This window comes from Paenibacillus oryzisoli, assembly GCF_050467285.1.
In the GTDB taxonomy this organism is placed as follows: domain Bacteria; phylum Bacillota; class Bacilli; order Paenibacillales; family NBRC-103111; genus Paenibacillus_E; species Paenibacillus_E oryzisoli_A.
In genome coordinates this window covers 146,736-169,906 of sequence record NZ_JBCMUN010000005.1, presented here as the reverse complement: position 1 = coordinate 169,906, position 23,171 = coordinate 146,736, and the positions used below count along the sequence as shown (strand labels likewise).

Genomic DNA, 23,171 nt, shown 5'->3' with positions numbered 1-23,171 from the left:
TAGTGATGGTGTTAAGATTCACTAAGAAAAACGCTTTCTAAGCTTTACCAATCTAGCTTCTAAGGAGGGCCCAAAGTGGATGTATTCAGGCAACTGAAGCCATATTTTTGGCCGGAGAAAAAACTGTTTTTTGGAGCAATTGCCTGCTTGGCAATCGCTACCGCGCTTGGCCTGGTTTACCCGAATTTATTGCGTTACTTGATTGACAATGTCATCACAAAGAAACAATTCGATCTGGTGCCGCGTCTTGCGCTGCTGGTCGTTTGCGTCGTGTCTTTAAAGGGGATGTTTCAATTTCTGCACGGCTTGTGCGGGGGGAGACTGGGCAACCGGGTTGCCTATCATTTACGGAATGAGCTTTATCAAAAACTGCAATACTTATCCTTTCAGTATTATGACGGGGCGAGAACAGGAGATCTCATGTCTCGTTTAACGGCGGATTTGGAAGCGATTCGCCAATTTATTGGCTTCGGCTTTGCACAGTTGCTCAACGTCGGGCTCATGTTCGTTTTCGGGATGGCGATGATGTTCTCGATCAACTGGAAGCTGGCGCTGCTCACGATGATTACCATGCCGTTCCTCGCTTTCACGGCGGTCCGTTTCGAAGGCAAAATACATCCGGCTTTCCGTATGGTGCGCCAGTCGCTCAGTACGATGACGACAGCCGTCCAAGAGAATATTACAGGGGTACGGACAGTCAAATCGTTCGCGCGCGAGCCGCATGAAATTGATAAATTTTCAACACGCAATGAAGATTACAAATCGATGAACTTGGGGTCTGCAAGCATCTGGGCGAAATATTTTCCGGTGATGGAAATTTTGGCGAACCTCAGCGTCGTCATTCTGCTCGGTGTAGGCGGATATATGGTCATTCAAGAAACGATTTCACTTGGGGAATTGGTCGCCTGCTTCAGCTTGATTTGGTACATTATCGGTCCAATGTGGGGCCTCGGCTTCCAAATCAATAACTTTACGAATACGAAAGCGTCGGGGGAAAAAATTCTCGACATCCTGCATCACTACGTGCATGTGAAAGACGCTGAGAACGCGAAGGTGCTGGGGCCGTCTGACATTAAAGGCCATGTGAAGTTCGATCACGTGACTTTCGCTTATCCGGAAAAGCAGCCTGCGCTTTACGATTTCACACTGGATGCGCCGCCGGGATCAGTCATTGGTCTGCTAGGGAGCACAGGTTCAGGCAAGACGACGGTCATTTCCCTGCTAATGCGGGCTTACGGTGTCAAAGAAGGCAAAGTTATGCTCGACGGACAGGATATCCGCTCTTTGCAAATTGAGAGCTACCGCAGCCAAATCGCGACGGTGTTCCAGGAAACGTTCCTGTTCTCCTCCACGATTCGCAACAACATCGCGTATGGGGTTAAGGACGCGACCATGGACGACATTATCAGAGCGGCGAAGCTGGCAAAAGCGCATGATTTTATCAGCGAGCTGCCGGAAGGCTACGATACGGTTGTCGGTGAGCGCGGACTCGGGTTGTCCGGCGGTCAGAAGCAGCGGATTGCCATTGCGCGCGCACTGCTCAAAGATCCGAAAATCCTCGTGCTTGACGATGCGACGAGCGCCGTCGATATGGAGACCGAGCATGAGATTCAAGCTGGTTTCGGCGAGGTAATGAAAGGGCGGACGACGTTTATTATCGCGCATCGGATTTCTTCTTTGAAGCATGCGGATGAAATTATCGTGCTGAATAAAGGGCGCATCGTGCAGCGTGGTACGCACCAGGAACTGCTGGAGCAGCCGGGACTATATCGCCAAACGTATGATATACAATACGCCGACAAACAACAGGATGTGATCGCAGAGGCCGCGGCCGCTGCGGAAGAAGAACGAATCCTGCCATCTTCCCTGCAAGAAAGAAGGTTAGCACATTGAGTACAAAGTCTAAGCAAAGAGCTGCCGAAGCGCTTAAACAAGATTCTCAGACCGGGCAGCGCTTCGTCTATCAAGACGATGAACTGATTGAAAAACCGTTCGATTGGGGCCAATTAAGACGGCTGTTCGGCTATATGAAGCCTTACCGCAAGCAAATGCTGCCGATCATCATCATTATGATGTTTGTCGGCGCCATTACAAAGCTGACCGTGCCGATTCTGATCCGGGAAGCGATCGACCATGCCATTACGCCGAAGGATAAGCAGCTGTTGTTCATCCTTGTGGGCATTATGCTCGGCGTGTATGTCATTCAATGGTTGGCCAATACGTTTCGGATCAAATACACGAATATGATTGGTCAGCGCATTATTTACGATTTGCGTCACGATCTCTTTAGTCATATTCAAAAGCTATCGTTCCGGTTCTTCGACACCCGGCCTGCGGGCTCCGTGCTCGTTCGGGTCACGAACTATGTCAACTCCTTGCAGGATTTGTTTACGAACGGTGTCGTCAACTTGCTGATCGATCTCATTCAGCTTACAGGTATCATTATCATTTTGCTGACTTTTAATTTCAAACTTGGGTTAGCCATCATCATTACCGTTCCGATCATGTTTTTCGTGTCAACGAAAGTACGGGTATTGATCCGCCGTGCGTGGCAGGACGTTACGATGAAACAGTCGCGGCTTAACGCCCACTTGAACGAATGTATTCAAGGGATTCGCGTTACGCAAGCTTACACCCAGGAGAAAGAAAACATTTCATTCTTTACCAAAATGAACATGACGAACCGTTTGTCGTGGAACCGCGCCTCGATGCTGAATCAGACGTTCGGTCCGATGATCGAGATTACCGGCGCTATCGGCTACTGCATCCTGTTCTGGTATGGCGCACATCTGATTCAAACCGAGGAGATTACGATCGGTTTGCTCGTGGCTTTTGCGACGTACATCGGGTATTTCTGGGAGCCAATCAACCGTCTGGGACAAATGTATTCCCAACTGCTGATCGCCATGGCGTCGGCGGAGCGGATCTTCGAGTTTCTGGATGAGAAGCCGACCGTTGCCGAAATTGAAGGTGCGAAGGATTTGGAGCCGGTGAAAGGGAACGTGAAGTTCGAGAACCTGGTGTTCGAGTACGAAAAAGGCCGCCCTGCGCTGAACAATATCTCGCTGGATGTTACCGCAGGCCAGTCCATCGCGCTGGTTGGGCACACCGGCTCAGGCAAAAGTACGATCATGAACCTGCTCTGCCGGTTCTATGATCCCGTGGAAGGGCGCATTCTGATCGACGGCGAAGACACTCGGAACGTCACGATTCAAAGCCTGCGCTCGCAAATCGGAGTCGTGATGCAGGATACGTTCATCTTCTCCGGCACGATTCGCGACAACATTCGCTTCGGTCGCCTCAATGCGACGAATGAAGAAATTGAGGAAGTGGCGAAAGCGGTTCACGCGCACGAGTTTATTTCCTCGCTGCCGCTGGGCTATGAGACCGAAGTGCAGGAGCGCGGCAACGTGCTGTCCATGGGGCAGCGGCAGCTGATCTCGTTTGCACGGGCGCTGCTGGCCAATCCGCGCGTGCTGATTCTCGACGAAGCGACGGCGAGTATCGATACGGATACGGAGCTGAAAATCCAGGAAGCGCTCAAGACGCTGCTCGCAGGACGCACGTCCTTTATCGTCGCGCACCGTCTCTCGACGATCCGCGGAGCTGACAAAATCGTCGTGCTGGACCACGGCCGCATGATGGAAATCGGCAATCACGACGAGCTGATGCGTGAAAAAGGAATCTATTACGGCCTGATCCAGGCGCAATATAAATTTTTGCAGGATGCGGTGTAAGCCGCAGCCTGCCCAGGGAAGCTGCCCGGCCGCTGATGCGGTTGGGCAGCTTTTTTATATGCGGAGCGGCTTGTCGTCGAAATAAGCACTCGCGGGTGTCTTATTTCGCTCAGACGCGCCGGATTTACCGAAATAAGCACTCGAAACGTGCTTATTAGCCGAGAATGGGCCTGATCTGGGGGTTTGCGGTGGGAATAAGCACTCGCCGTGATCTTATTTCGCCTGCAACCACCGGATTTGCCAAAATAAGCACTCGAAACATGCTTATGCGCCGAGAATTGGCTTGATCTGGAGTGATGTAGTAGACTTTTTCCCTCTGACGCCGGGGTCGTGGGACCATAGTCCTGAAAACGGGCAGTATCCCCGTGCGCAAACGGTCCAAACGTAGCGTCTCTCCTCGCACGGTTTGCAAATTCCGACAAGAAGCTATACTCTTAAAATGAAAAGTTTGACAATGACCGCAGGAGGGATCGGCTTGAAATCATCTCGCTTCATCTGGGGAGCTGTCGGGATTACGGCTTCCATATCGACATTGCTGTTTGCGGCTGGCTTCGTTTATGCGGCCAATCAGATCTGGTTTCCGAAAGCGTCCGGCGACTTTCAGCTTGCTTCACCGGCCCCGAAGAAGGAATCGATGATTGAAAGCGCGAGCAAGCTGCAAATCGTGGCGCTAGGCGACTCGCTGACGGCGGGAACCGGCGATAACACGGGACAGGGGTACGTTGGCCGCGTGCGCGAGAAGCTGGAGAAGGACACCGGCAAGCCCGTCTACGTACTGAACAACCTGGCCGTCCCCGGCTACAAAACGGATCAGCTCCTCACGCTGCTTACGCAGCAGAAAACGAAAGATGCGCTGGCGCAAGCGAATTTAATTTTGCTGACGATCGGCGGCAACGACATTTTTCAAGGAGGCGAAGGGCTGTTCTCCGATGAGAATCAGACCGAATTTAACCCGGCGGCAGCCGCACCGCGCGTAGCACCGGCACTCAAGAAAGTGGAGCAAATTTTGGCTGCCATTGGGCAAGCGAATCCGAAGGCAACGGTGCTGTACCTCGGGCTGTATCATCCGTTCCTGGATCTGGACCCGTCTCGCGAAGGATCGGTGATCGTTCAGCGTTGGAACGACGGTATTTTCCAGCTGGTTAATAAATATCCGAACATGCTGGTCGTCCCGACTTATGATTTATTCGAGCAAAATTTAATCAAATATTTGTCTTCCGCGGACCATTTTCACCCCAACGGTGATGGCTATGAGCGCATTGCCGACCGCATCGAGCAAATTTTACAATAGGAGGGCTTGCGCCCATGACTGTTACCTCTCCGCCTCAAGTCGTCTTATCCGTGAATAATTTAAAAAAACGTATCAAAAATAAGGAAATTATCAAGGGCATTTCTTTCGAAGTGTATGCCGGCGAAATTTTCGGTTTTCTGGGACCGAACGGATCCGGTAAAACGACGACAATTCGCATGCTGGTCGACCTGATCAGGCCGACGGAAGGTACAATCCACATTTGCGGCCATGATGTCCATAAGCAGCATAACGAAGCGATGCGCCATGTGGGCTGTATCGTCGAAAATCCCGAGCTCTACGGCTATTTGACCGGCTGGGAAAATCTCGAGCACTTCGCTCGCATGCTGCCTGATGTCGGCGACGACCGCATCGAGGAAGTTGTGCGCATCGTCGGCATGGATCAGCGCATTCACGATAAAGTGCGGACGTATTCGCTCGGCATGCGGCAGAGGCTTGGGATTGCGCAAGCGCTGCTAGGCCGCCCGAGTCTTCTGATTCTGGACGAGCCGACGAACGGGCTGGATCCGCAAGGGATCAAGGAAATGCGCGATTTTATCAAGCGCTTGGCGGCGGAAGGGCTGAGCCTGTTCGTCTCCAGCCATCTGCTGAGCGAACTGCAGCAAATGTGCGACCGGGTCGCGATTATCGCGCACGGGCAAGTGATTCAAGTCGGAGCGGTCGATGAACTGGTCGCGCAGGGCGGCAGCGTCGTATGGACCGTGTCTCCGGCAGGGCGTGCCGAGGAGGTGCTTCTCGCTACCAAACTCGTCGAAAGCATCCTCCCAACGTTTCTGGAGCCTGCCCCCAATGTGCCGGACGAAGCCACAGTTATTGCGACGCAGATGGACGCGGGGCATATCCCGGACGTTAGTCAACTTTTGATCGAAGCAGGAATTCGCCTTTGGGCTGTAGAAATCAAAAATCCGACGCTGGAGGATCTGTTCTTACGCCTAACCGAAGGTGAGAGAATCCAGTAGAAAAGGTGAATGATATGGCAGGCTTGTATGCGCTGATAAAAAACGAATGTATCAAAATGATCAAGAAGAAGCGGTTTTACGTCATTCTGCTCATTCTGCTCGCCCTGATTCCAATGTTCACTTACGCGCAAATGCGCGTGGCGCAGCATACGCAGAAGCAGTTCGGCACATCGGACTGGCGGGCGGACCAAAGGCAGAAGGTAACGGATTGGGAGAAGCGCCTGAGCTCGGCTAGAACGCCGGATGAGTGGAAGCAGCAGCTTCGCGTGCAGATTCAAATTGCGAACTATTATTTGGACAAGAACGTCGATCCGAGCTCGCCAAATGCGGTGACATTCACCCGGGAATTTGTGAAAAATGCCGTCGGACTTTTTATCCCTCTTATCGTGATGGTCATTTCTGCCGACATCGTATCATCGGAGCATTCTACGGGGACTATTAAATTATTGTTGACAAGACCCGTGAAGCGGTGGAAAATCCTATTGAGCAAATTAATTACTGTTATTTTCTTCACTTCCTTGACCGTTTTGTCAACGGGGGCGCTCTGTTACTTGATTTCAGGTGCCGTTTTTGGGTATAACGGATGGGAGATGCCTGTGTTTGTGGGGATCCAATTAAGCGGTTCCGACGTGGACTTCTCGTTGGTTCGCGCAGTGGACCAATGGTTTTACCTGCTGATGGAATTCGGCCTGGTCTGGTTCGCGGCCGTCGTTGTGGCCATCATGTCGCTGATGCTTTCTGTGCTGATTCGTTCGACCGCAGCAGGGATGGGCGTGATGCTTGCCGTATTAATATCAGGCACCATTTTATCGAATATGGTTTCTTCCTGGGAAACGGCAAAATATTTGTTCATGGTCAATCTCGATTTGACTAAATATTTGACCGGAGGCATGCCGCCGATTCAGGGCATGGATCTATCTTTTTCCTTGAGCGTTCTAAGTGTTTGGGCGCTGGGTGCGTTAGTCGTATCGTTCGCGGTTTTCTCGCGGAAAGATATTTTAAATTAAGATTCTGTTTTTAAGGAGGGCTCCAATGGCTGAGCAGCTAGAATTTGCTAATGGGAGTGCCGCAAACCCTGTTTCCAATTACGAAGCGGACGACATTCAAGTCCTTGAGGGGCTGGTGGCTGTTCGCAAAAGACCCGGGATGTACATCGGCAGCACGTCGTCAGCGGGTCTGCATCATTTGATCTGGGAAATTGTCGACAACTCCGTCGATGAGCACTTGGCAAAGCATTGTTCCAAAATTAGCGTCACCATACATAAAGATCAATCGATCACCGTTCAGGATAACGGCCGCGGCATTCCGACGGGCATGCACAAAACCGGCGTACCGACGCCTCAGGTCGTCTATACGATTCTCCACGCGGGCGGGAAGTTCGGCGGTTCCGGGTATAAAAAATCCGGCGGTCTGCACGGCGTAGGCGCGTCGGTGACGAATGCGCTCTCCGAGTGGCTGGAGGTTGAGATTTACCGCGAAGGCAAAATCCATCGGATGCGCTTCGAGTATTGGGTGGACGACGCGGGCGTCGAGCACGTAGGGGAGCCGGTAACGGGGCTTGAAGTGCTTGGCAACACGAACCGTACAGGCACGAAGGTCACGTTTAAGCCGGATAAACGCGTGTTCCAAGGGGGCACGACGATCAATTACGACACGTTGGCTGAGCGCCTGCAGGAGATTGCGTTTTTGAACTCGGGTCTTCAAGTTCTCTTGAAAGACGAGCGCACGGATAAGCAGGACGAATTCCTGTATGAAGGCGGCGCGAGCCAGTTTGTCGAGTTTTTGAACGAGGAAAAAACGGTGCTTCATCCTGTCATTCATTTCGCGGCGGAGCGGGAAGATATTGAAGTTGAAGTCGCTCTGCAATATAATGACGGATACACCGAGACGATCGCCTCATTCGTGAACTCGATTCCGACACGCGGCGGCGGTACGCACGAGACCGGTTTTAAAACCGCATATACGCGCGTTATGAATGAATATGCCCGCAAAGGGGGCATTCTCAAGGAAAAGGACAAAAACCTTGATGGTACCGACCTACGCGAAGGTATGATGGCGGTTATTAACGTGAAGATGGGCGAAGTGGAATTCGTCGGTCAAACGAAGGATCAGCTCGGCAGCGCGATTGCGCGAAGCGCGGTTGATGCGGTCGTGTCCGATAAAATGACCGTCTTCCTCGAGGAAAATCCGCAAATCGCCCAGATGATGCTGAAAAAAGCGGTGCAAGCGGCGCGCGCGCGCGAAGCGGCCCGGAAGGCGCGGGAAGAAATCCGCACCGGGAAGAAAGGGAAGAGCGAAAGCTCGAACCTGAACGGGAAGCTGACGCCTGCCCAGTCGAAGGACTTGCAGCGCAACGAGCTGTTCATCGTGGAAGGCGATTCCGCGGGAGGTTCCGCGAAGCAGGGACGCGACTCCAAGCATCAGGCGATTTTGCCGCTGAAGGGCAAGCCGATGAACCCGGAGAAAGCAAAGCTGCTCGACATCATGAAAAATGACGAGTACAAGGCGATCATTTCCGCCATCGGCGCCGGCGTCGGTTCGGAGTTTGAGCCGGATGAAATGAATTACGGCAAAATTATTATCATGACCGACGCGGATACAGACGGCGCGCACATTCAAGTGCTGCTGCTGACGTTCTTTTACCGGTACATGAAGCCTCTGATTGACAGCGGCAAGGTGTACATCGCACAGCCGCCGCTCTACAAAGTGACGCGCAAAGGTAAAAACGCCACGTATAAATATGCGTGGACGGACGACCAACTCCAAGCCGTCGTCAAAGAGCTTGGTAAAAACTCCGAGCTGCAGCGTTACAAAGGACTTGGCGAGATGAATCCGGAGCAGCTGTGGGAAACGACGATGAATCCGGAATCCCGTACATTGCTGCAAGTGCAGATCGAGGATGCGGCGAAAGCCGAACGGCGTGTCACGACCTTGATGGGTGATAAAGTGGATCCACGCAAACGGTGGATTATCGAGAACGTGGATTTTACGGAATATGTTGAGTAGACCAAAAAAAGTGGTGATGTAAGGTTGAGTATTTTAGAAGAATTTTTGCCTGCCTATTTGGAGGAGATCGTCGGCGATCGCTTCGGGCGTTATTCCAAATATATTATTCAGGATCGCGCGATCCCCGATGTGAGGGACGGGCTCAAGCCAGTGCAGCGCCGCGTTCTGTACGCGATGTATGACTCGGGCAATACGCCGGACAAACCGTATCGAAAATCGGCGAAAACGGTCGGGGACGTCATGGGGAACTACCATCCGCATGGCGACTCATCGATTTATGACGGCATGGTGCGGATGGCTCAGCCATGGAAAATGGGGCATACCCTCGTCGACGGACACGGGAACTGGGGTTCCTTGGACGACGATCCGCCTGCGGCAATGCGGTATACCGAAGCAAGACTCTCGGAAATCGCGATGGAGCTGCTTCGGGATATTGAGAAGCGGACCGTGCTTTTCAAAGATAACTTTGATAACTCCACGAAGGAACCGGTCGTGCTGCCTGCCCGTTATCCGAATTTGCTCGTGAACGGGGTCAGCGGTATCTCGGCGGGCTTTGCGACGGAGATTCCGCCGCATAATCTGCGCGAAATCATTGACGCCTGCACGGCGATGATCGATAAACCGGACATTACGATCGAAGAGTTAATGACGATTGTGAAAGGACCGGATTTCCCGACCTCCGGCATCATTATGGGCGAAGAGGGCATCCGCGATGCGTATCGCACAGGGAAAGGCCGCATTTATATCCGCTCCAAAACGGCGATTGAAGATATGCGAGGCGGCCGCCAGCAAATCGTGATTACGGAAATTCCATATCAAGTTGTCAAATCGCGCCTGGTGACGTCCATCGAGAACATTCGTTTGGAGAAAAAAGTCGAAGGCATCGCTGAAGTTCGAGACGAGAGTGGACGGAACGGCCTTCGCATCGTGATCGAGCTGAAGAAGGAAGCGGATGCCCAGGGGATTTTGGCGTATTTGCTCAAAAAAACCGATCTGCAAGTGACCTACAATTTCAATATGGTTGCGATCGTCAATAAAGCGCCGCGCCAGCTCGGCATTCGTGAGATTCTGGAAGCGTATATCGAGCACCAGAAGGAAGTTGTCACCTTCCGCTCGCAGTATGAGCTGGAGAAGGCGGAGGACCGCGCGCATGTGCTTGAAGGGCTCGTTAAAGCGCTGAACATTCTGGATGAGGTTATCGCGACGATCAAGGCGTCAAAGAACCGTCAGGATGCACAGAACAATCTCGTGGAGAAATTCCATTTCTCCGAGCGTCAAGCCGATGCGATACTCGTGCTCCAGTTATACCGTCTCACCAATCTTGAAATTACGACGCTCGAAAAAGAGCTCAAGGATGTCGAGAAAACGATCGCATACTTGCGCGGCATTCTCGGCAGCTTGAAGAAGCTGCTTGGCGTTATCAAGGACGAGATGGGCGAAATTCGCAAGAAATACGGCATTGACCGCCGTTCATCCATTCAGGGCGAAGTCGAGGAGCTGAAAGTCAATCTGGAGGTCCTTGTCACGCCGGAGGATGTACTGGTGACGCTGTCGAACGAAGGCTATCTGAAGCGGACGAGCAAGCTCAGCTTTACCCGATCCGGGGGCGAACTGGAGAACACCGGTATGAAAGAAGGCGACTACCTCCGGTATTTGCTGGACGTCAATACGATTGAAAGCTTGCTGATCTTTACGAAGAAAGGCTTGTACTACTTGCTGCCCGTCCATCAAATTCCTGAGTACAAGTGGAAAGAGAACGGCACGGCGATCGTCAACGTCATTCCGATTGCGAAGGAAGACCGCATCGTGAGCGTCATACCGCTCAAAAGCTTTGACGATCCCGGCAAGTCGCTGGTGTTCGTGACGCGCAAAGGGCAAGTAAAGCGGACGGAGCTTAAGGAATATATGACGAACCGCTCGAACGGGATCGTCGCTTGCAAAGTAGGAGAGAATGACGATGTCATTCACGTCCAGCTCAGCGATAATACGAAAGAAATTCTGCTGGTTACGAAGCTCGGGATGAGCATTCGCTTCCGGGAAGAGGAAGTGAACCCGATGGGCCGTGCGGCCGCTGGCGTTCGCGGCATCCAGCTGCGTGAAGACGATGAAGTCGTCTCCGCCGAGTGGATTTACGGGGATGAAGGAGAAGTGCTCGTTGTCACGGACCTCGGGTATGCGAAGCGATCTCTCGTCGTCGATTATCCGATTCAAGGTCGCGGCGGCAAGGGGATTATCACCTTCGAATTCAAAGAAGGCAAACGCGTCAGACCGAACGGCTCGGCACTTATCCGCTCGTTCATCGTGAAGATGGATTATGTCATAACGGCCGTCATGAGCCATGGCGAGAAGATCAAGTTCTCAACGGAAACGGCACCGCTCGAAGACCGCAAAGCGCAGGGCAAGTCGCTGATCCCGGTAACCAAAACTGAATCCATTCTGGAGCTGCTCCGCTTCCCTCAGTCGTAGCTGACGGTCGGCGGGTCCAGCTTTTCCATCAAATTCAAAGCAAGCTCAAGCAAGACCCACAACGGCATCGGTTCATCCAACCGATCCAGCCATTGTGGGTCTTTTAGCATGCCGGCATCCAGCGCCCTTTGACCAAGCTCGAGTTTCCATGATTCCACTTGAATCACTCCCTTCTGCTGCAGGTGTCACCCTAACAGTATATGTGAAAGGTGGGCGGGATGTTCGAAGAAGTCGAACGGCTTGGCTGTTTCCGGCATGGACTGACAGTGGGGCGAAGGAATCGACAGCAAGCCGCAGCATGCGGCAGGGAAACGGGCGGCATCGCGTTTTTTGTAGGAAAATATTAATGGCGTTAACCTTTAAATGGACGGTTGTCCATGCTATACTGACACTATCTAGGAGAAAATGGAAGCGAGTTGATGAGGATTGTATTCCGATGAATTTGGCAAGCTGTGGCTGAAATTATCCAAGGAATTGAAGAGTCAGATGGAGGAGCGCTTGGCCCCAACCATTACGGAAGGGCAGCTCAACGTTCTGGAACTGCTGCTCGGTCATGACCGCATGAAGCCGTCCGATTTGATCGAATATTTGTCCACGACGCCTGCGGCTGTGACAACCTTGCTTGACCGGATGGAAAAAGCGGAGCTGATTGTCAGGGAACGCGATGAGAAAGACCGTCGCATTGTCTGGATTCACGTGACGGACAAAGGAAAAGCGGAATGCGACCGAGGCAGAGGCATCCGGGAGCATGTCCTGAATACGTACCTGAGCCGCGTATCCGCTCATAATCAAAAGCTATTCATTTACTTGCTCGGCAAGGTGACGAACGAAGCAAGCCCGTCTGCACCTGCCGTCATCACTACAGCGACGGGATCATAAAAGCGATCCACGGCCGCTCCACGGGCGGCAGCGAGCGGAAACGCATCGGCTCTTTGAGCGTTGGATGCTCAAAGGCCAAAGCCGTCGCCCAGAGCGCGAGCTGCTGGCCGGGCTTGTTGACCGCGCTGCCGTAGCGCTGGTCGCCGTAGAGCGGGCAGCCGATGGTCGCCAGCTGCACGCGAATCTGGTGCGGCCGCCCGGTGTGCAGCTTGATCTGGATCAAGCTGAAGCCGCCTTGGCTGCCGAGCAGCTTATAGTCCAGCACCGCCTCCTTGGCGTCTTGCTGGCCGGGTTTCACCACGCTGACGGTATTCGTCCGCGTGTCTTTCCAGAGCCAGTGGCGCAGCGTGCCTTGCGGCTGCGCCGGCTGGCCGTGCACGACAGCGACGTACGTCTTGTCGAGCTGTCGGGTCCGTACGGCGTCCGACAGCCGGGACGCGGCTTTGGATGTTTTGGCGAACACCATGACGCCGCCAACGGGCCGGTCAAGCCGGTGAACGAGCCCAAGGTAGACGTTCCCCGGCTTGTTATGCCGAACCTTGAGATCTGCTTTCAAGGCGTTCAGCAAATCGGGATCGCGGGAGTCATCCTCCTGCGTCGGCATGTTGACCGGCTTCTCGACCACCAGGATGTGGTTGTCTTCATACAAAACCGGGATCTGTGAGCCTGCGCCGTCCTTCATCGAGGTTACGCCTCCCAGCGGCCGAGAATGCCGCAAGGGAGCATGAGACCCGAATGGGTGATCGGCAGGCCGATTTCACCGCTGGAGATCGAGCCGCCATGCTTCTTCTTCAGCGTCATGGACAGGATATTGCTGAGCACCGTTGACGAGATGCCGGTCGTGTAGGAATTGATCAAGAGAAACAGCGGGTTGTCCGTCAGAATCGTCTGGCACGTCTGGATGAACGGGAAGAGGTCATCTTCCAGCTTCCACGTCTCGCCATTCGGTCCACGCCCGTAGGACGGTGGATCCATAATGATCGCGTCGTACTTGCTGCCGCGGCGCTGTTCGCGCTGCACGAACTTGAATACGTCGTCCGTAATGAAACGGACAGGGCGGGAGCCGAGGCCGCTCAGGTGCAGATTCTCCTTCGCCCACTGCACGACGCCTTTGGAGGCGTCCACGTGGCACACTTCGGCGCCGGCATACGCGCAAGCAACGGAAGCGCCGCCGGTGTAGGCGAACAAATTCAACACTTTGATCGGGCGGCCGGCATTCTGGATTTTCTCAATCATCCATTTCCAGTTCACCGCTTGTTCCGGGAAGAGGCCCGTATGCTTGAAGCCCGTCGGTTTAATGTAAAACGACAGCTTCTCATCATACGTGATCGTCCAGCGTTCGGGAATCTCAGTGTGGTTCTGCCATTGGCCGCCGCCGCTGGAGCTGCGGTGATAATGGGCGTCTGCCTGGCGCCACGCCTGCGTTTCACGTTCTAACGGCCAAATGATTTGCGGGTCGGGTCTGCGCAGGACGATCGTCCCCCAGCGCTCCAACTTCTCGCCGCCGCCGGTATCGAGAAGCTCATAATCGACCCAATCTGTTGCATAAAACATGCTGCATTCCATCCTTCAACTGATTACTTTTCTAAACATCCATTGTACACCATGTAGGCGCGATCAAACAAATTGGTTTATTATTTTTGAGGTAGCCCTTTACTCGCTTAAATCGATCTTTTCAATCAAGCCCGGCAGTTCTTTTTCGGTAAACTGCTGGAGCTGAGTTTGCTCCAAGGTTCCACGCAGCTGCTCTTTGACATCGGCGAGCGGCTTCACCGTGCGGGAATCGACTTTGATGACATGGTAGCCGAACTGCGTTTCCACCGGATCGCTGATCGCACCGACCGTTTGCTCGACAGCGGCGTTTTTGAATTCTTCGACCCACTGGCCAACTTCCGCGTTCTCGTACAGGCCGCCGTTCTCTTTGGAGCCAGGATCGTCCGAGTATTGTTTCGCTAGTACCGTCCAATCTCCGCCGTTTGCCAGCTTCGCCTTTACGTCTTTGGCGAGCGCTAGCGCTTCGTCCTTCGTGCGAATCGTCTTGCCCTGCTCATCGGTCAGCCCGATCAAAATGTGACGCACGGATGCCGTTACAAATGCGCTCGCATCTGCTTTGCGCAATTCGTCATACTTGGCGGCAAGCTGCACATCGGTGATGCTGGACGCGATTGCATTTTGCGCGGCGAACGTGCCGACGAGATAATATTGAATCGCGCTCTCAGTGGAATTCACACCTTTCAGATCGCTCTGGAATTTGGCATCGCCCATCGTCTGTTTCCATTGAGAGATCTGCTGCACGGCAGCTTGCTTGGCAGACTCAATGTCTGTTTCGGACGCACGGCTGTAGAGAATGCGGTTCTGGATCAACTGCTTCAGCACGCCTTCCTGATAGGTGACATCGTCTTTGGAAGCCGCATGGTTGCTGCCGTTAAACAGACCTTGCAGATTAAAAAACGCATCGAATTCGCCGCGGGTCACCGTACCGCCTTGGTAGGTCGCTACGATTTGGCTCGGATTATTACCGATAAAAATTGTGCTTGACGCGTCGTCCCAGCTGACTTTTTTCCCGAGTGCATCGCCGACGAAACGAAGCGGCACATACGTTGTGCCTTCGTAGATGAAGCCTTTGCCTTGCTCCGGCGCAGGCGTTTTCTCGACACCGTCGAACATATACGTCAAATTTCGAAAAGCGACTTCGATTTGCGTGCTGTTTGCGGCAAATGCGACAGTTCCGCTCAGCACGGAACCGATGGTTAAACCTACGATTAGACCTTTTACCTTATCTTTCATCTTCAATTTCCACCTTTCATGGTTGTGTCCTATGAGTAATTCACCAAAGGTTCAGGATTTTCCTTTTTTTATTGAACTGGAAAGGAAGGAATTCATTGCCTGTTTGTTGTATTTGTAGAAGTAGAAAAGCGATTTTGCACATCCGACACCGGATGACAACATGTCGAAATAAGGGGGGATAGCGTGAGAGCAAACGCCCAAATGCCGAGACCGGAAGATTTGTATCTTTTTCATGAAGGATCCTTGTTCCACAGTTATCACATCTTAGGGGCGCATGTTACCAGCAGCGATGAAGGGCAGGAAGGTGTCCGCTTTGCAGTATGGGCGCCGAATGCCACACGCGTCGATGTGCTCGGCGATTTCAACGATTGGCAGTCCGGCAAGCACCGGATGGAGCGAATCAGTACGCTTGGCATCTGGCTGGTTATCGTGCCGGAAGCCGCAGAAGGCGACTATTACAAGTATGAAATTCACAGCCAGAACGGACAAATTTTACTTAAATCGGATCCTTATGCGTTCTATTCCGAAGTTCGGCCCGGGACGGCCTCGCGCGTCGTGAATCTGCACGGCTACGGCTGGCAGGATCAGGCTTGGCAGATGCGCAAGAAAGAAGCGCCGATCTACAACAAGCCGCTGTCTATTTACGAAGTCCATTTGGGAACCTGGCGCAAGGCGGACAAGAACAGCGAGGAGCTGTACACGTACGAGCAGCTGTCAGACGAATTAATTGACTACGCCGTCGACATGGGCTATACCCATATCGAAGTGATGCCGCTCGCGGAGCACCCTTTCGACCGCTCCTGGGGCTATCAGGCGACAGGCTATTATTCCGTTACCAGCCGATACGGCACACCGAAGCAGTTCATGCGCTTTGTGGATCGCTGCCATCAGATGGGCATCGGCGTTATCATGGATTGGGTGCCGGGCCATTTCTGTAAGGACAACCACGGTCTGCGCCAGTTTGACGGCAAGCCGCTCTATGAATATCAGGATTCCCGCAAAGCTGAAAAGCTGGAGTGGGGCACGCTGACGTTCGATTTCGGTCGCCCGGAAGTGCAGAGCTTCCTGATCTCCAACGCGATCTTTTGGATGGAGATGTACCATATTGACGGTATCCGGGTCGATGCGGTGGCTTCCATGCTGCAGCTGAATTTTGGCCGCTGGAACGAAGCGCCGATAAAAAATCAGTTCGGCGGGGAGGATAATCCGGAAGCCGTTGCCTTTTTGCGCAAGCTGAATAAGACGGTGTTCGCGTATTACCCGGAAGCGCTGATGATGGCGGAGGATTCGACGGATTGGCCGAAAGTGACCGCACCGATCCATGAAGGCGGGCTTGGCTTCAATTATAAGTGGAACATGGGCTGGATGAACGATATGCTGAAGTACATGAAGCTGGATCCTGTGCATCGGAAATATCATCATAAGCTGATTACCTTTTCGTTTATGTACGCTTTTAGCGAGAATTATGTGCTGCCGCTCTCACATGACGAAGTGGTGCATGGCAAACGCTCGCTGCTAAATAAAATGCCTGGTGACTACTGGCAGAAGTTTGCGAATCTCCGCGTCTTCTACGGTTACATGACCGGGCATCCCGGGAAGAAACTGCTGTTCATGGGCAGTGAATTTGGTCAATTCGATGAATGGAAAGATCTTGAAGAATTGGATTGGTTTCTTCTCGATGGCTACGAGAACCATGAGCAGATGCACGCTTATGTTCAAGCGCTCAACCACTTCTATCTGAAGGAGCCTGCCTTGTGGCAGCTCGATCATCATCCCGAAGGATTCGAGTGGATCAATCCACATGACGAAAGCCAGAGCGTTGTTACGTTTATGCGCAAAGGCAACTTGCCGGAAGATGACCTTATTCTGGTGTGCAATTTTACGCCGGTGGTACATCCCGATTATCGAATCGGCGTCCCGAAGGCGGGTGTGTACGAGCTTGTCTTCAACAGCGATGACAAGGCATTCGGCGGTTCGGGCCAAGGGAACAAGCTGCCGATTACAACGACCAAGCAACCGATGCACGGCCATCCGAATACGTTAGCTCTTTGTATCCCGCCGCTTGCGGCTGTATATATCAAATGTGTGAGTGAAAGCAAGACAGATGATGACGCTATCGAAGGGGGAAATCAAACATGCGCAGCAAAGAATGTGTCGCTATGCTCCTCGCAGGAGGAGAAGGCCGAAGACTAGGCGTTCTTACGAAAAACTTGGCCAAGCCAGCCGTTCATTTCGGCGGCAAATATCGCATCATTGATTTTACCCTCAGCAACTGCACAAATTCCGGTATCGATACCGTAGGGGTGCTGACGCAGTACCAGCCGCTTGTACTTAATACGTACATCGGCATCGGCAGCTCCTGGGATCTCGACCGCAAATACGGCGGTGTGACCGTTCTGCCGCCATTTATGGAGCAAAAAGGCGGGGATTGGTACAAAGGCACAGCCAATGCCATTTATCGCAATATCGGTTTTATCGAGCAATATGATCCCGAATATGTGCTGGTCATCTCGGGTGACCATATTTATAAAATGGACTACGATCTCATGCTTAATTATCATAAGGAGAAAAAAGCGGACGCTACGATCGCGGTTATCGAAGTCAAATGGGAAGAAACGAGCCGATTCGGCATCATGAGTGTCGGCGGCAATCAGGAAATTACCGAGTTCGCAGAAAAGCCGAAGCAAGCCAACAGCAACCTGGCTTCGATGGGCATTTATATATTTAATTGGAGCGTGTTAAAATCTTATTTGCTGGAAGACGAAGCGAATCCGGAGTCTTCCAAGGATTTCGGCAAAGACATCATTCCGATGATGCTGAATGACAAGGCCCGCATGTTTGCGTATCCGTTCCAAGGCTACTGGAAAGACGTCGGTACGATTGACAGCCTGTGGGAAGCCAATATGGATTTGCTTGACGATGAGAATGAGCTGAATTTGAATGATAAGGATTGGCGCGTATATTCCCAAAATCCGTATCAACCCGCGCAATACGTCGCTCCGACGGCAAATGTCAAGCGATCGCTGGTGAATGAAGGCTGCGCGATCTTCGGGGATGTGGACCATTCCGTGCTGTTCTTCGGTGTGCAGGTCGGTGAAGGTTCGCTGATCAAAGATTCCGTCATTATGCCGAATGCCAGAATTGGCAATAACGTGAAGATTACGAAGGCGATTATTGGAGAAAATACCGTCGTCGAGGACGGTGCAGTGATAGATGGCAACGGAGAGATTATATTGATCGGCGGCAATGAGCACGTGGCAGGTTATGCTAATCAGAAGGGATGATTCAGATGAAACATGTGATGGGTGTCATTAATTTAGTCAATGAACCGGACGATCTCGAGGAGCTCACGTATTTCCGCTGCCCGGCATCCGTGCCGTTCGGCGGCCGCTATCGCCTCATCGATTTCACACTATCCAACATGGTGAATTCCGGCATCGACAACGTCGCCGTTTTTACCCAGCATAAATACCGCTCCCTGATGGACCATCTCGGTTCCGGCAAGGAATGGGATCTCGACCGCAAGCGCGGCGGTTTGTTCGTGCTTCCGTCCGTGATGGATGAGCCGACAGGCATTTCTCGCGGCGATCTGTTTCAATTCTACTCCCATCGCGACTATTTCTATCGGGGCAAAGAGGAATTAGTCATCATTTCCCGCAGCCATATGGTCTGCAATCTGGATCTGAACGATGCGGTTCGCTATCATGAAGATACACAGGCTGATATTACGGTGATCTATAAGCAGACGGATGAAGATGTTCACGGCAAGTTCCGCCGCCTGGCTGTCAAAGAGAACGGCCAAGTGACGCTGATGGAAGACCATACAGGACGGCTTCGTACGAACAATATCTCCATGGAAATGTACATCATGAGCAAGGCGCTGCTTCTTGATATGGTCGAATCTTGCCTTGCGCAAGGCCACGATCATTTAGTGCGCGACGGTATTATGAAAAACATCGACAAGCTCAGTGTCTATGGCTATAAATTTGAAGGTCATCTGGGTATTGTCAATTCGATCCAAGGTTATTATAAACACAGCATGCAACTCCTGAATCCGGCGATTTGGCGGGAATTGTTCTTCCAGAAGAACAACCTGATCTACACCAAGGTCAAGGACGAACCGCCTGCGAAATATTTCGAGTCTGCCGCAGCGAAAAATTCATTGATCGCCAACGGCTGCCAGATCGAAGGCAAGGTCGAGAACAGCATCCTGTTCCGCGGAGTCAAAATTCGCAAAGGCGCTTATGTGAAGAACAGCATCATTTTGCAAAACTGTGAAATTGAAGAAAATGTTATTATCGAGAATTCGATATTGGATAAGGATGTCTTCATCTCCCGCGGCCGCGTGCTTACAGGCGATAATAAAGCGCCGTTCATCGCGGCGAAAACGAAAGTCATCTAAGAGAAGCGGAAGAGGTTATGAGGTAGCAGCAGAGCTGGAGGGCGTACATAAATGAACATACTGTTTGCGGCGTCAGAAGCCGTACCTTTTATTAAAACAGGTGGGCTGGCCGATGTCATCGGTTCGCTGCCGAAGGAGTTAACGCGTCAAGGGTTGAACGTCTGTGTCATCTTGCCGAAATACGGCGATATCCCTGCGAAATTTCGAGATGAGATGACGCATGTCACGCATTTCGACCTGTTTCTCGGGTGGCGGAAGTTGTACATTGGGATCGATCAATTGGAGCTTGACGGCGTTACCTTCTATTTCGTCGACAATGAATCGTATTTTAAACGGGCAGGCTTATACGGCTATGACGACGATGCGGAGCGCTTCGGCTTTTTCTGCAAAGGCGTCATTGAAGCCTTGCCTCACTTGAAGCTTCAGCCGGATGTCATTCATTGCCATGACTGGCAAGCGGGGATGATTCCGGTTCTGCTCAAGGCGCATTATCAGCATCTGCCGTTTTTTAGCGGGATCAAGACGATGATGACGATCCATAATCTGCGATACCAGGGCGTGTTCAGCCAAGATCTGTTTAAGGATTATTTCGGCTTGTCCGACGATCACTTCTATGGCACGGCCTTGGAGCTGCACGGCGGGGCCAGCTTTCTCAAGGGAGGCTTGCTCTATTCCGATTGGATTACGACGGTCAGTCAGTCCTATGCGGAAGAAATTCAAATGCCCTACTACGGCGAAAATCTGGACAGCTTGCTGCGGCACCGCCGAGATCAGCTGACCGGTATCGTCAACGGGATTGACTATGATGTGTTCGATCCGAATACGGACCCGCATCTGGCGGTTAATTATCGTGATTCTTTGGCGAAAAAGCAGCAAAACAAGCTCGCGCTGCAAGAGCGCCTCGGGCTGCCGGTGAACGGCGATGTGCCGATGATCGCCTTGGTTACGCGCCTTGTGCAGCAGAAGGGGCTGGATCTGATCCAGCACGTGCTGCGGGAAATTTTGCTGCTGGATATTCAGCTCGTCGTCCTCGGGACCGGCGATTATGTGTACGAGATGATGTTCCGCGATGCCGCCGAACAGTATCCGGCCAAAGTGTCGGCGCAGATTTATTTTAACGAAGCGTTGGCGCATCAGTTCTATGCCGCTTCGGATCTGTTCTTAATGCCGTCGCAGTTCGAGCCGTGCGGCATCGGGCAATTGATCGCGCTGCGATACCGCTCGGCGCCGATCGTCCGCGAGACCGGTGGGCTGACAGATACGGTGCAGCCGTACAATGAATTTACCGGAGAAGGGACGGGCTTCTCCTTTACGAACTACAACGCGCACGATATGCTGCACAGCATTCGGCGGGCGGTTTTCTTTTACAAGAACGATCGGGACAGCTGGCAGCAAATTCAAAACAATATGACAAAGTGCGATTTCTCCTGGCGTAAGTCTGCGCAGCAGTACATCGGCTTGTATAAGGAAATAAGCTCGTAACCGGGCGCGAAATCCCTGCTATCCATCGCGATAGCGGGGATTTTTGTGTAAAACGATTTATCGTTTCGGAAACGTGGTAAAATCAGGTATAATGGTGGGCAGAGGCTGTAGAGAGACAGGGGTGTCATACTTGGATTATTTCTCGCATTTTTTGACCGTGCTCTTCGTAGTGAACATTGCGCTTGCACTAACGGTCGTTTTCCTGGAGCGGAGAAACGTGGCGGCGACGTGGTCATGGTTGATGGTGCTGCTGTTTATCCCGATTCTGGGCTTTGTGCTCTACGTGATGCTTGGGCAAAATTTAAGTCGGCGGAAGCTGTACAAGTGGAACAAAAGGGTGCTGCAGCGGGTGGAGAACGCCACCATGGAACAGCGCTCGCAGCTCTTGAACGATACGTTTGCGTATGCCGACCCGATGCTCAGGAGCTATCGGTATTTGATCGCGCTCAACGCGGCAACGAACAATGCCTATTTGACGCAGGATAATGATGTGCAAATTTTCACAGATGGCAGAGCGCTGTTTGACGATCTGCTGGCGAGCATCGAACAAGCAAGAATGCACATTCATGTTCAGTATTATATTGTGAAAAATGACGAGCTCGGCCGGCGGGTGATGGACGTACTCACCCGGAAAGCCCGAGAGGGCGTCGAGGTCCGGTTCTTGTACGACGATATTGGGTCGCGAACGTTACGGGACTCGTTTTTTCGCGAGTTCGTGCAAGCGGGAGGGAAGAAGGCGGCATTCTTTCCGTCACGTATCCCTTTCCTGAATTACCGCGTCAATTACCGAAATCACCGCAAGCTGGTCGTGATCGACGGACAGGTCGGTTATCTGGGCGGCTTCAATATCGGCAATGAATACCTGGGGCTCAATCCGCGGTTCGGCTATTGGCGGGACACCCATCTTCGTATTACGGGAAGTGCTGTATGGGCGCTGCAGTCCCGGTTCATGCTCGATTGGAACCTGGCATCGCCACTTCAGCTTGAGGTGGAAGCGATGTTCTTCCAGCGCCCGATCCCGCCGGAGCCGAAGGAACGCGTTCCGGTGCAGATCATCGCGAGCGGGCCGAACGAAACGTGGCCGCACTTTGTGTTCACCTTCCTGAAGCTGATTCAAATGGCGGAAAACCGGATTTTGCTGCAAACGCCGTATTTCATCCCGGAGGAGAGCATTCTGAATGCGCTGCGGATTGCCGCGCTGTCCGGCATTGACGTGAGGATTATGATTCCACAGAAGGCGGATCATCTTTTTGTCCATTGGGCCTCGCTGTATTATGTCGGCGAGCTGCTGCACGCGGGGGTCAAGTGTTACTTCTACGATGCGGGCTTCCTGCACGCCAAAACGATGATCGTCGACGGCAGAGTCGCGTCGGTCGGCACAGCGAATTTCGATATTCGCTCGCTGCGGCTCAATTTTGAGACGAATGCGCTGATGTTTCACGAAGGGACAGCCAAGAAGCTGGAGATCACGTTCTGGCGCGATATGGAGGGCTGTCTGGAGCTGACACTCGAAGAGTATGAGAAGCGTTCGCTGCGGATCCGATTCCTGGAGTCGATTTCCAAGCTCGTTTCTCCGATTTTATAAGAAAAGGATTTCGATGTTCCAGCTGAAGGCCAGCGGAAGTTTCGAAATCCTTTTTTGCATAGTTTGAATTACATGCTGAATTCGCCGTTATCGTAACTAAACTGCCAGGTGATGCCGAATTTATCCTCGACAATGCCGTAGCATTTGCTCCAGAACGTTTCCTGAAGCTCCATCTGTATTTTACCGCCTACTTTCAGCTTGTGGAACGCATTCTGTACCTCGTCCAGGTCTTTGCTGACCAACGCCAAGGAGATGTTGTTCCCCATTGTGAACGGCATGCCCGGGTACACGTCCGAGAACATGACGTTGCTGCCGCTAATGTTCAGGCGCGCATGCATCACCCAATCCTTCGCTTCTTCCGGGAGCGGGTACTCCGGATTCTGGGGGCCTTCGCCGAATGTCATGATATGCGGAGCGGGGAGACCAAAAACTTCTGCGTAAAAGTTGACGACTTCGCGTGTGTTGCCTTGGAAATTAAAATACACATCAATGGACATAACGATTCTCCTCTTTGTTTGGATTTGGCAGTTGCTGTCGGGCAATCCCCTATATCTTACCA

Annotated in this window: 18 protein-coding genes; 13 read left to right on the top strand and 5 right to left on the bottom strand. The window is 52.4% G+C overall.

From position 1 onward, the window contains the following. Positions 1-75: 75 nt before the first annotated feature. The 7 genes from ABE504_RS06490 (at position 76) to gyrA (ending at position 11,477) form a co-directional block, all read left to right on the top strand. Complete coding sequence (locus ABE504_RS06490; protein WP_430086099.1) at positions 76-1,893, top strand: ABC transporter ATP-binding protein; 1,818 nt, start codon at positions 76-78, stop codon at positions 1,891-1,893. Then, positions 1,890-3,737, top strand: a complete 1,848-nt coding sequence (locus ABE504_RS06485) for an ABC transporter ATP-binding protein (RefSeq protein ID WP_430086096.1) — start codon at positions 1,890-1,892, stop codon at positions 3,735-3,737. The genes ABE504_RS06490 and ABE504_RS06485 overlap by 4 nt, the downstream gene beginning before the upstream one ends. A 475-nt stretch (positions 3,738-4,212) precedes the next feature. Beyond that, the gene (locus tag ABE504_RS06480) at positions 4,213-5,028 is read left to right on the top strand and encodes a GDSL-type esterase/lipase family protein (protein WP_430086093.1); all 816 of its coding nucleotides are present in this window, start codon (positions 4,213-4,215) and stop codon (positions 5,026-5,028) included. Positions 5,029-5,042: 14 nt separating this feature from the next. Then, positions 5,043-6,005 carry an ABC transporter ATP-binding protein gene (locus ABE504_RS06475; protein ID WP_430086090.1) on the top strand — a complete coding sequence of 321 codons (963 nt, stop codon included), beginning with the start codon at positions 5,043-5,045 and terminating at the stop codon, positions 6,003-6,005. A gap of 14 nt (positions 6,006-6,019) precedes the next feature. Further along, entirely contained in the window at positions 6,020-7,012 is a 993-nt protein-coding gene (locus ABE504_RS06470) for an ABC transporter permease subunit (protein WP_430086088.1), read from the top strand. 25 nt (positions 7,013-7,037) lie between these two features. Continuing rightward, positions 7,038-9,011, top strand: a complete 1,974-nt coding sequence (gene parE / locus ABE504_RS06465) for a DNA topoisomerase IV subunit B (protein ID WP_430086085.1) — start codon at positions 7,038-7,040, stop codon at positions 9,009-9,011. 24 nt (positions 9,012-9,035) lie between these two features. Continuing rightward, positions 9,036-11,477 carry a DNA gyrase subunit A gene (gyrA, locus tag ABE504_RS06460; RefSeq protein ID WP_430086082.1) on the top strand — a complete coding sequence of 814 codons (2,442 nt, stop codon included), beginning with the start codon at positions 9,036-9,038 and terminating at the stop codon, positions 11,475-11,477. Here gyrA and ABE504_RS06455 read toward each other — a convergent pair. Then, on the bottom strand, positions 11,468-11,635 hold the full coding sequence (locus tag ABE504_RS06455; protein ID WP_164716296.1) for a hypothetical protein: 168 nt from the start codon (positions 11,633-11,635) through the stop codon (positions 11,468-11,470). The two genes, gyrA and ABE504_RS06455, sit on opposite strands and share 10 nt — an antisense overlap. Before the next feature lie 268 nt (positions 11,636-11,903). On the opposite strand from ABE504_RS06455, the gene ABE504_RS06450 reads away from it, so the two are divergent. Further along, on the top strand, positions 11,904-12,356 hold the full coding sequence (locus tag ABE504_RS06450) for a MarR family winged helix-turn-helix transcriptional regulator (protein WP_430086079.1): 453 nt from the start codon (positions 11,904-11,906) through the stop codon (positions 12,354-12,356). Here ABE504_RS06450 and ABE504_RS06445 read toward each other — a convergent pair. The 3 genes from ABE504_RS06445 to ABE504_RS06435 form a co-directional block, all read right to left on the bottom strand. Further along, entirely contained in the window at positions 12,337-13,038 is a 702-nt protein-coding gene (locus ABE504_RS06445; RefSeq protein WP_430086077.1) for an RluA family pseudouridine synthase, read from the bottom strand. The genes ABE504_RS06450 and ABE504_RS06445 overlap by 20 nt on opposite strands. Before the next feature lie 5 nt (positions 13,039-13,043). Continuing rightward, complete coding sequence (locus ABE504_RS06440; protein ID WP_430086075.1) at positions 13,044-13,910, bottom strand: class I SAM-dependent methyltransferase; 867 nt, start codon at positions 13,908-13,910, stop codon at positions 13,044-13,046. A 99-nt stretch (positions 13,911-14,009) separates the two neighbouring features. Then, a complete protein-coding gene (locus ABE504_RS06435) occupies positions 14,010-15,143 on the bottom strand; it encodes a peptidylprolyl isomerase (RefSeq protein WP_430086072.1) in 1,134 nt (377 codons plus the stop codon). A 201-nt stretch (positions 15,144-15,344) separates the two neighbouring features. Here ABE504_RS06435 and glgB point away from each other — a divergent pair, with 201 nt between their 5' ends. From glgB to cls, 5 genes are all read left to right on the top strand, one after another. Next, positions 15,345-17,336, top strand: coding sequence for a 1,4-alpha-glucan branching protein GlgB (gene glgB, locus ABE504_RS06430; protein WP_430087402.1), 1,992 nt, complete (start codon positions 15,345-15,347; stop codon positions 17,334-17,336). Next, positions 17,279-18,427, top strand: coding sequence for a glucose-1-phosphate adenylyltransferase (locus ABE504_RS06425; RefSeq protein WP_430086069.1), 1,149 nt, complete (start codon positions 17,279-17,281; stop codon positions 18,425-18,427). Before glgB ends, ABE504_RS06425 begins: the two co-directional genes overlap by 58 nt. Positions 18,428-18,432: 5 nt before the next feature. Then, on the top strand, positions 18,433-19,545 hold the full coding sequence (gene glgD / locus ABE504_RS06420) for a glucose-1-phosphate adenylyltransferase subunit GlgD (protein ID WP_430086067.1): 1,113 nt from the start codon (positions 18,433-18,435) through the stop codon (positions 19,543-19,545). Positions 19,546-19,596: 51 nt separating this feature from the next. Beyond that, positions 19,597-21,027, top strand: a complete 1,431-nt coding sequence (gene glgA / locus ABE504_RS06415) for a glycogen synthase GlgA (RefSeq protein ID WP_430086065.1) — start codon at positions 19,597-19,599, stop codon at positions 21,025-21,027. Between the two features lie 130 nt (positions 21,028-21,157). Then, positions 21,158-22,612: a cardiolipin synthase gene (gene cls, locus ABE504_RS06410; protein ID WP_430086063.1), complete on the top strand. Its 1,455-nt coding sequence runs from the start codon at positions 21,158-21,160 to the stop codon at positions 22,610-22,612. Between the two features lie 68 nt (positions 22,613-22,680). On the opposite strand, the gene ABE504_RS06405 is transcribed toward cls, so the two are convergent. Next, on the bottom strand, positions 22,681-23,109 hold the full coding sequence (locus ABE504_RS06405) for a VOC family protein (RefSeq protein ID WP_430086061.1): 429 nt from the start codon (positions 23,107-23,109) through the stop codon (positions 22,681-22,683). Positions 23,110-23,171 lie beyond the last annotated feature (62 nt).

Coding starts and splice junctions, on each gene's coding strand:
- ABE504_RS06475 (WP_430086090.1), top strand. CDS start 5,043: ATGACTGTTACCTCTCCGCCTCAAGTCGTCTTATCCGTGAATAATTTA.
- parE (WP_430086085.1), top strand. CDS start 7,038: ATGGCTGAGCAGCTAGAATTTGCTAATGGGAGTGCCGCAAACCCTGTT.
- ABE504_RS06405 (WP_430086061.1), bottom strand. CDS start 23,109: ATGTCCATTGATGTGTATTTTAATTTCCAAGGCAACACACGCGAAGTC.
- ABE504_RS06440 (WP_430086075.1), bottom strand. CDS start 13,910: ATGTTTTATGCAACAGATTGGGTCGATTATGAGCTTCTCGATACCGGC.
- ABE504_RS06470 (WP_430086088.1), top strand. CDS start 6,020: ATGGCAGGCTTGTATGCGCTGATAAAAAACGAATGTATCAAAATGATC.
- ABE504_RS06435 (WP_430086072.1), bottom strand. CDS start 15,143: ATGAAAGATAAGGTAAAAGGTCTAATCGTAGGTTTAACCATCGGTTCC.
- ABE504_RS06425 (WP_430086069.1), top strand. CDS start 17,279: ATGCGCAGCAAAGAATGTGTCGCTATGCTCCTCGCAGGAGGAGAAGGC.
- glgD (WP_430086067.1), top strand. CDS start 18,433: ATGAAACATGTGATGGGTGTCATTAATTTAGTCAATGAACCGGACGAT.
- glgA (WP_430086065.1), top strand. CDS start 19,597: ATGAACATACTGTTTGCGGCGTCAGAAGCCGTACCTTTTATTAAAACA.
- glgB (WP_430087402.1), top strand. CDS start 15,345: ATGCCGAGACCGGAAGATTTGTATCTTTTTCATGAAGGATCCTTGTTC.
- ABE504_RS06445 (WP_430086077.1), bottom strand. CDS start 13,038: ATGAAGGACGGCGCAGGCTCACAGATCCCGGTTTTGTATGAAGACAAC.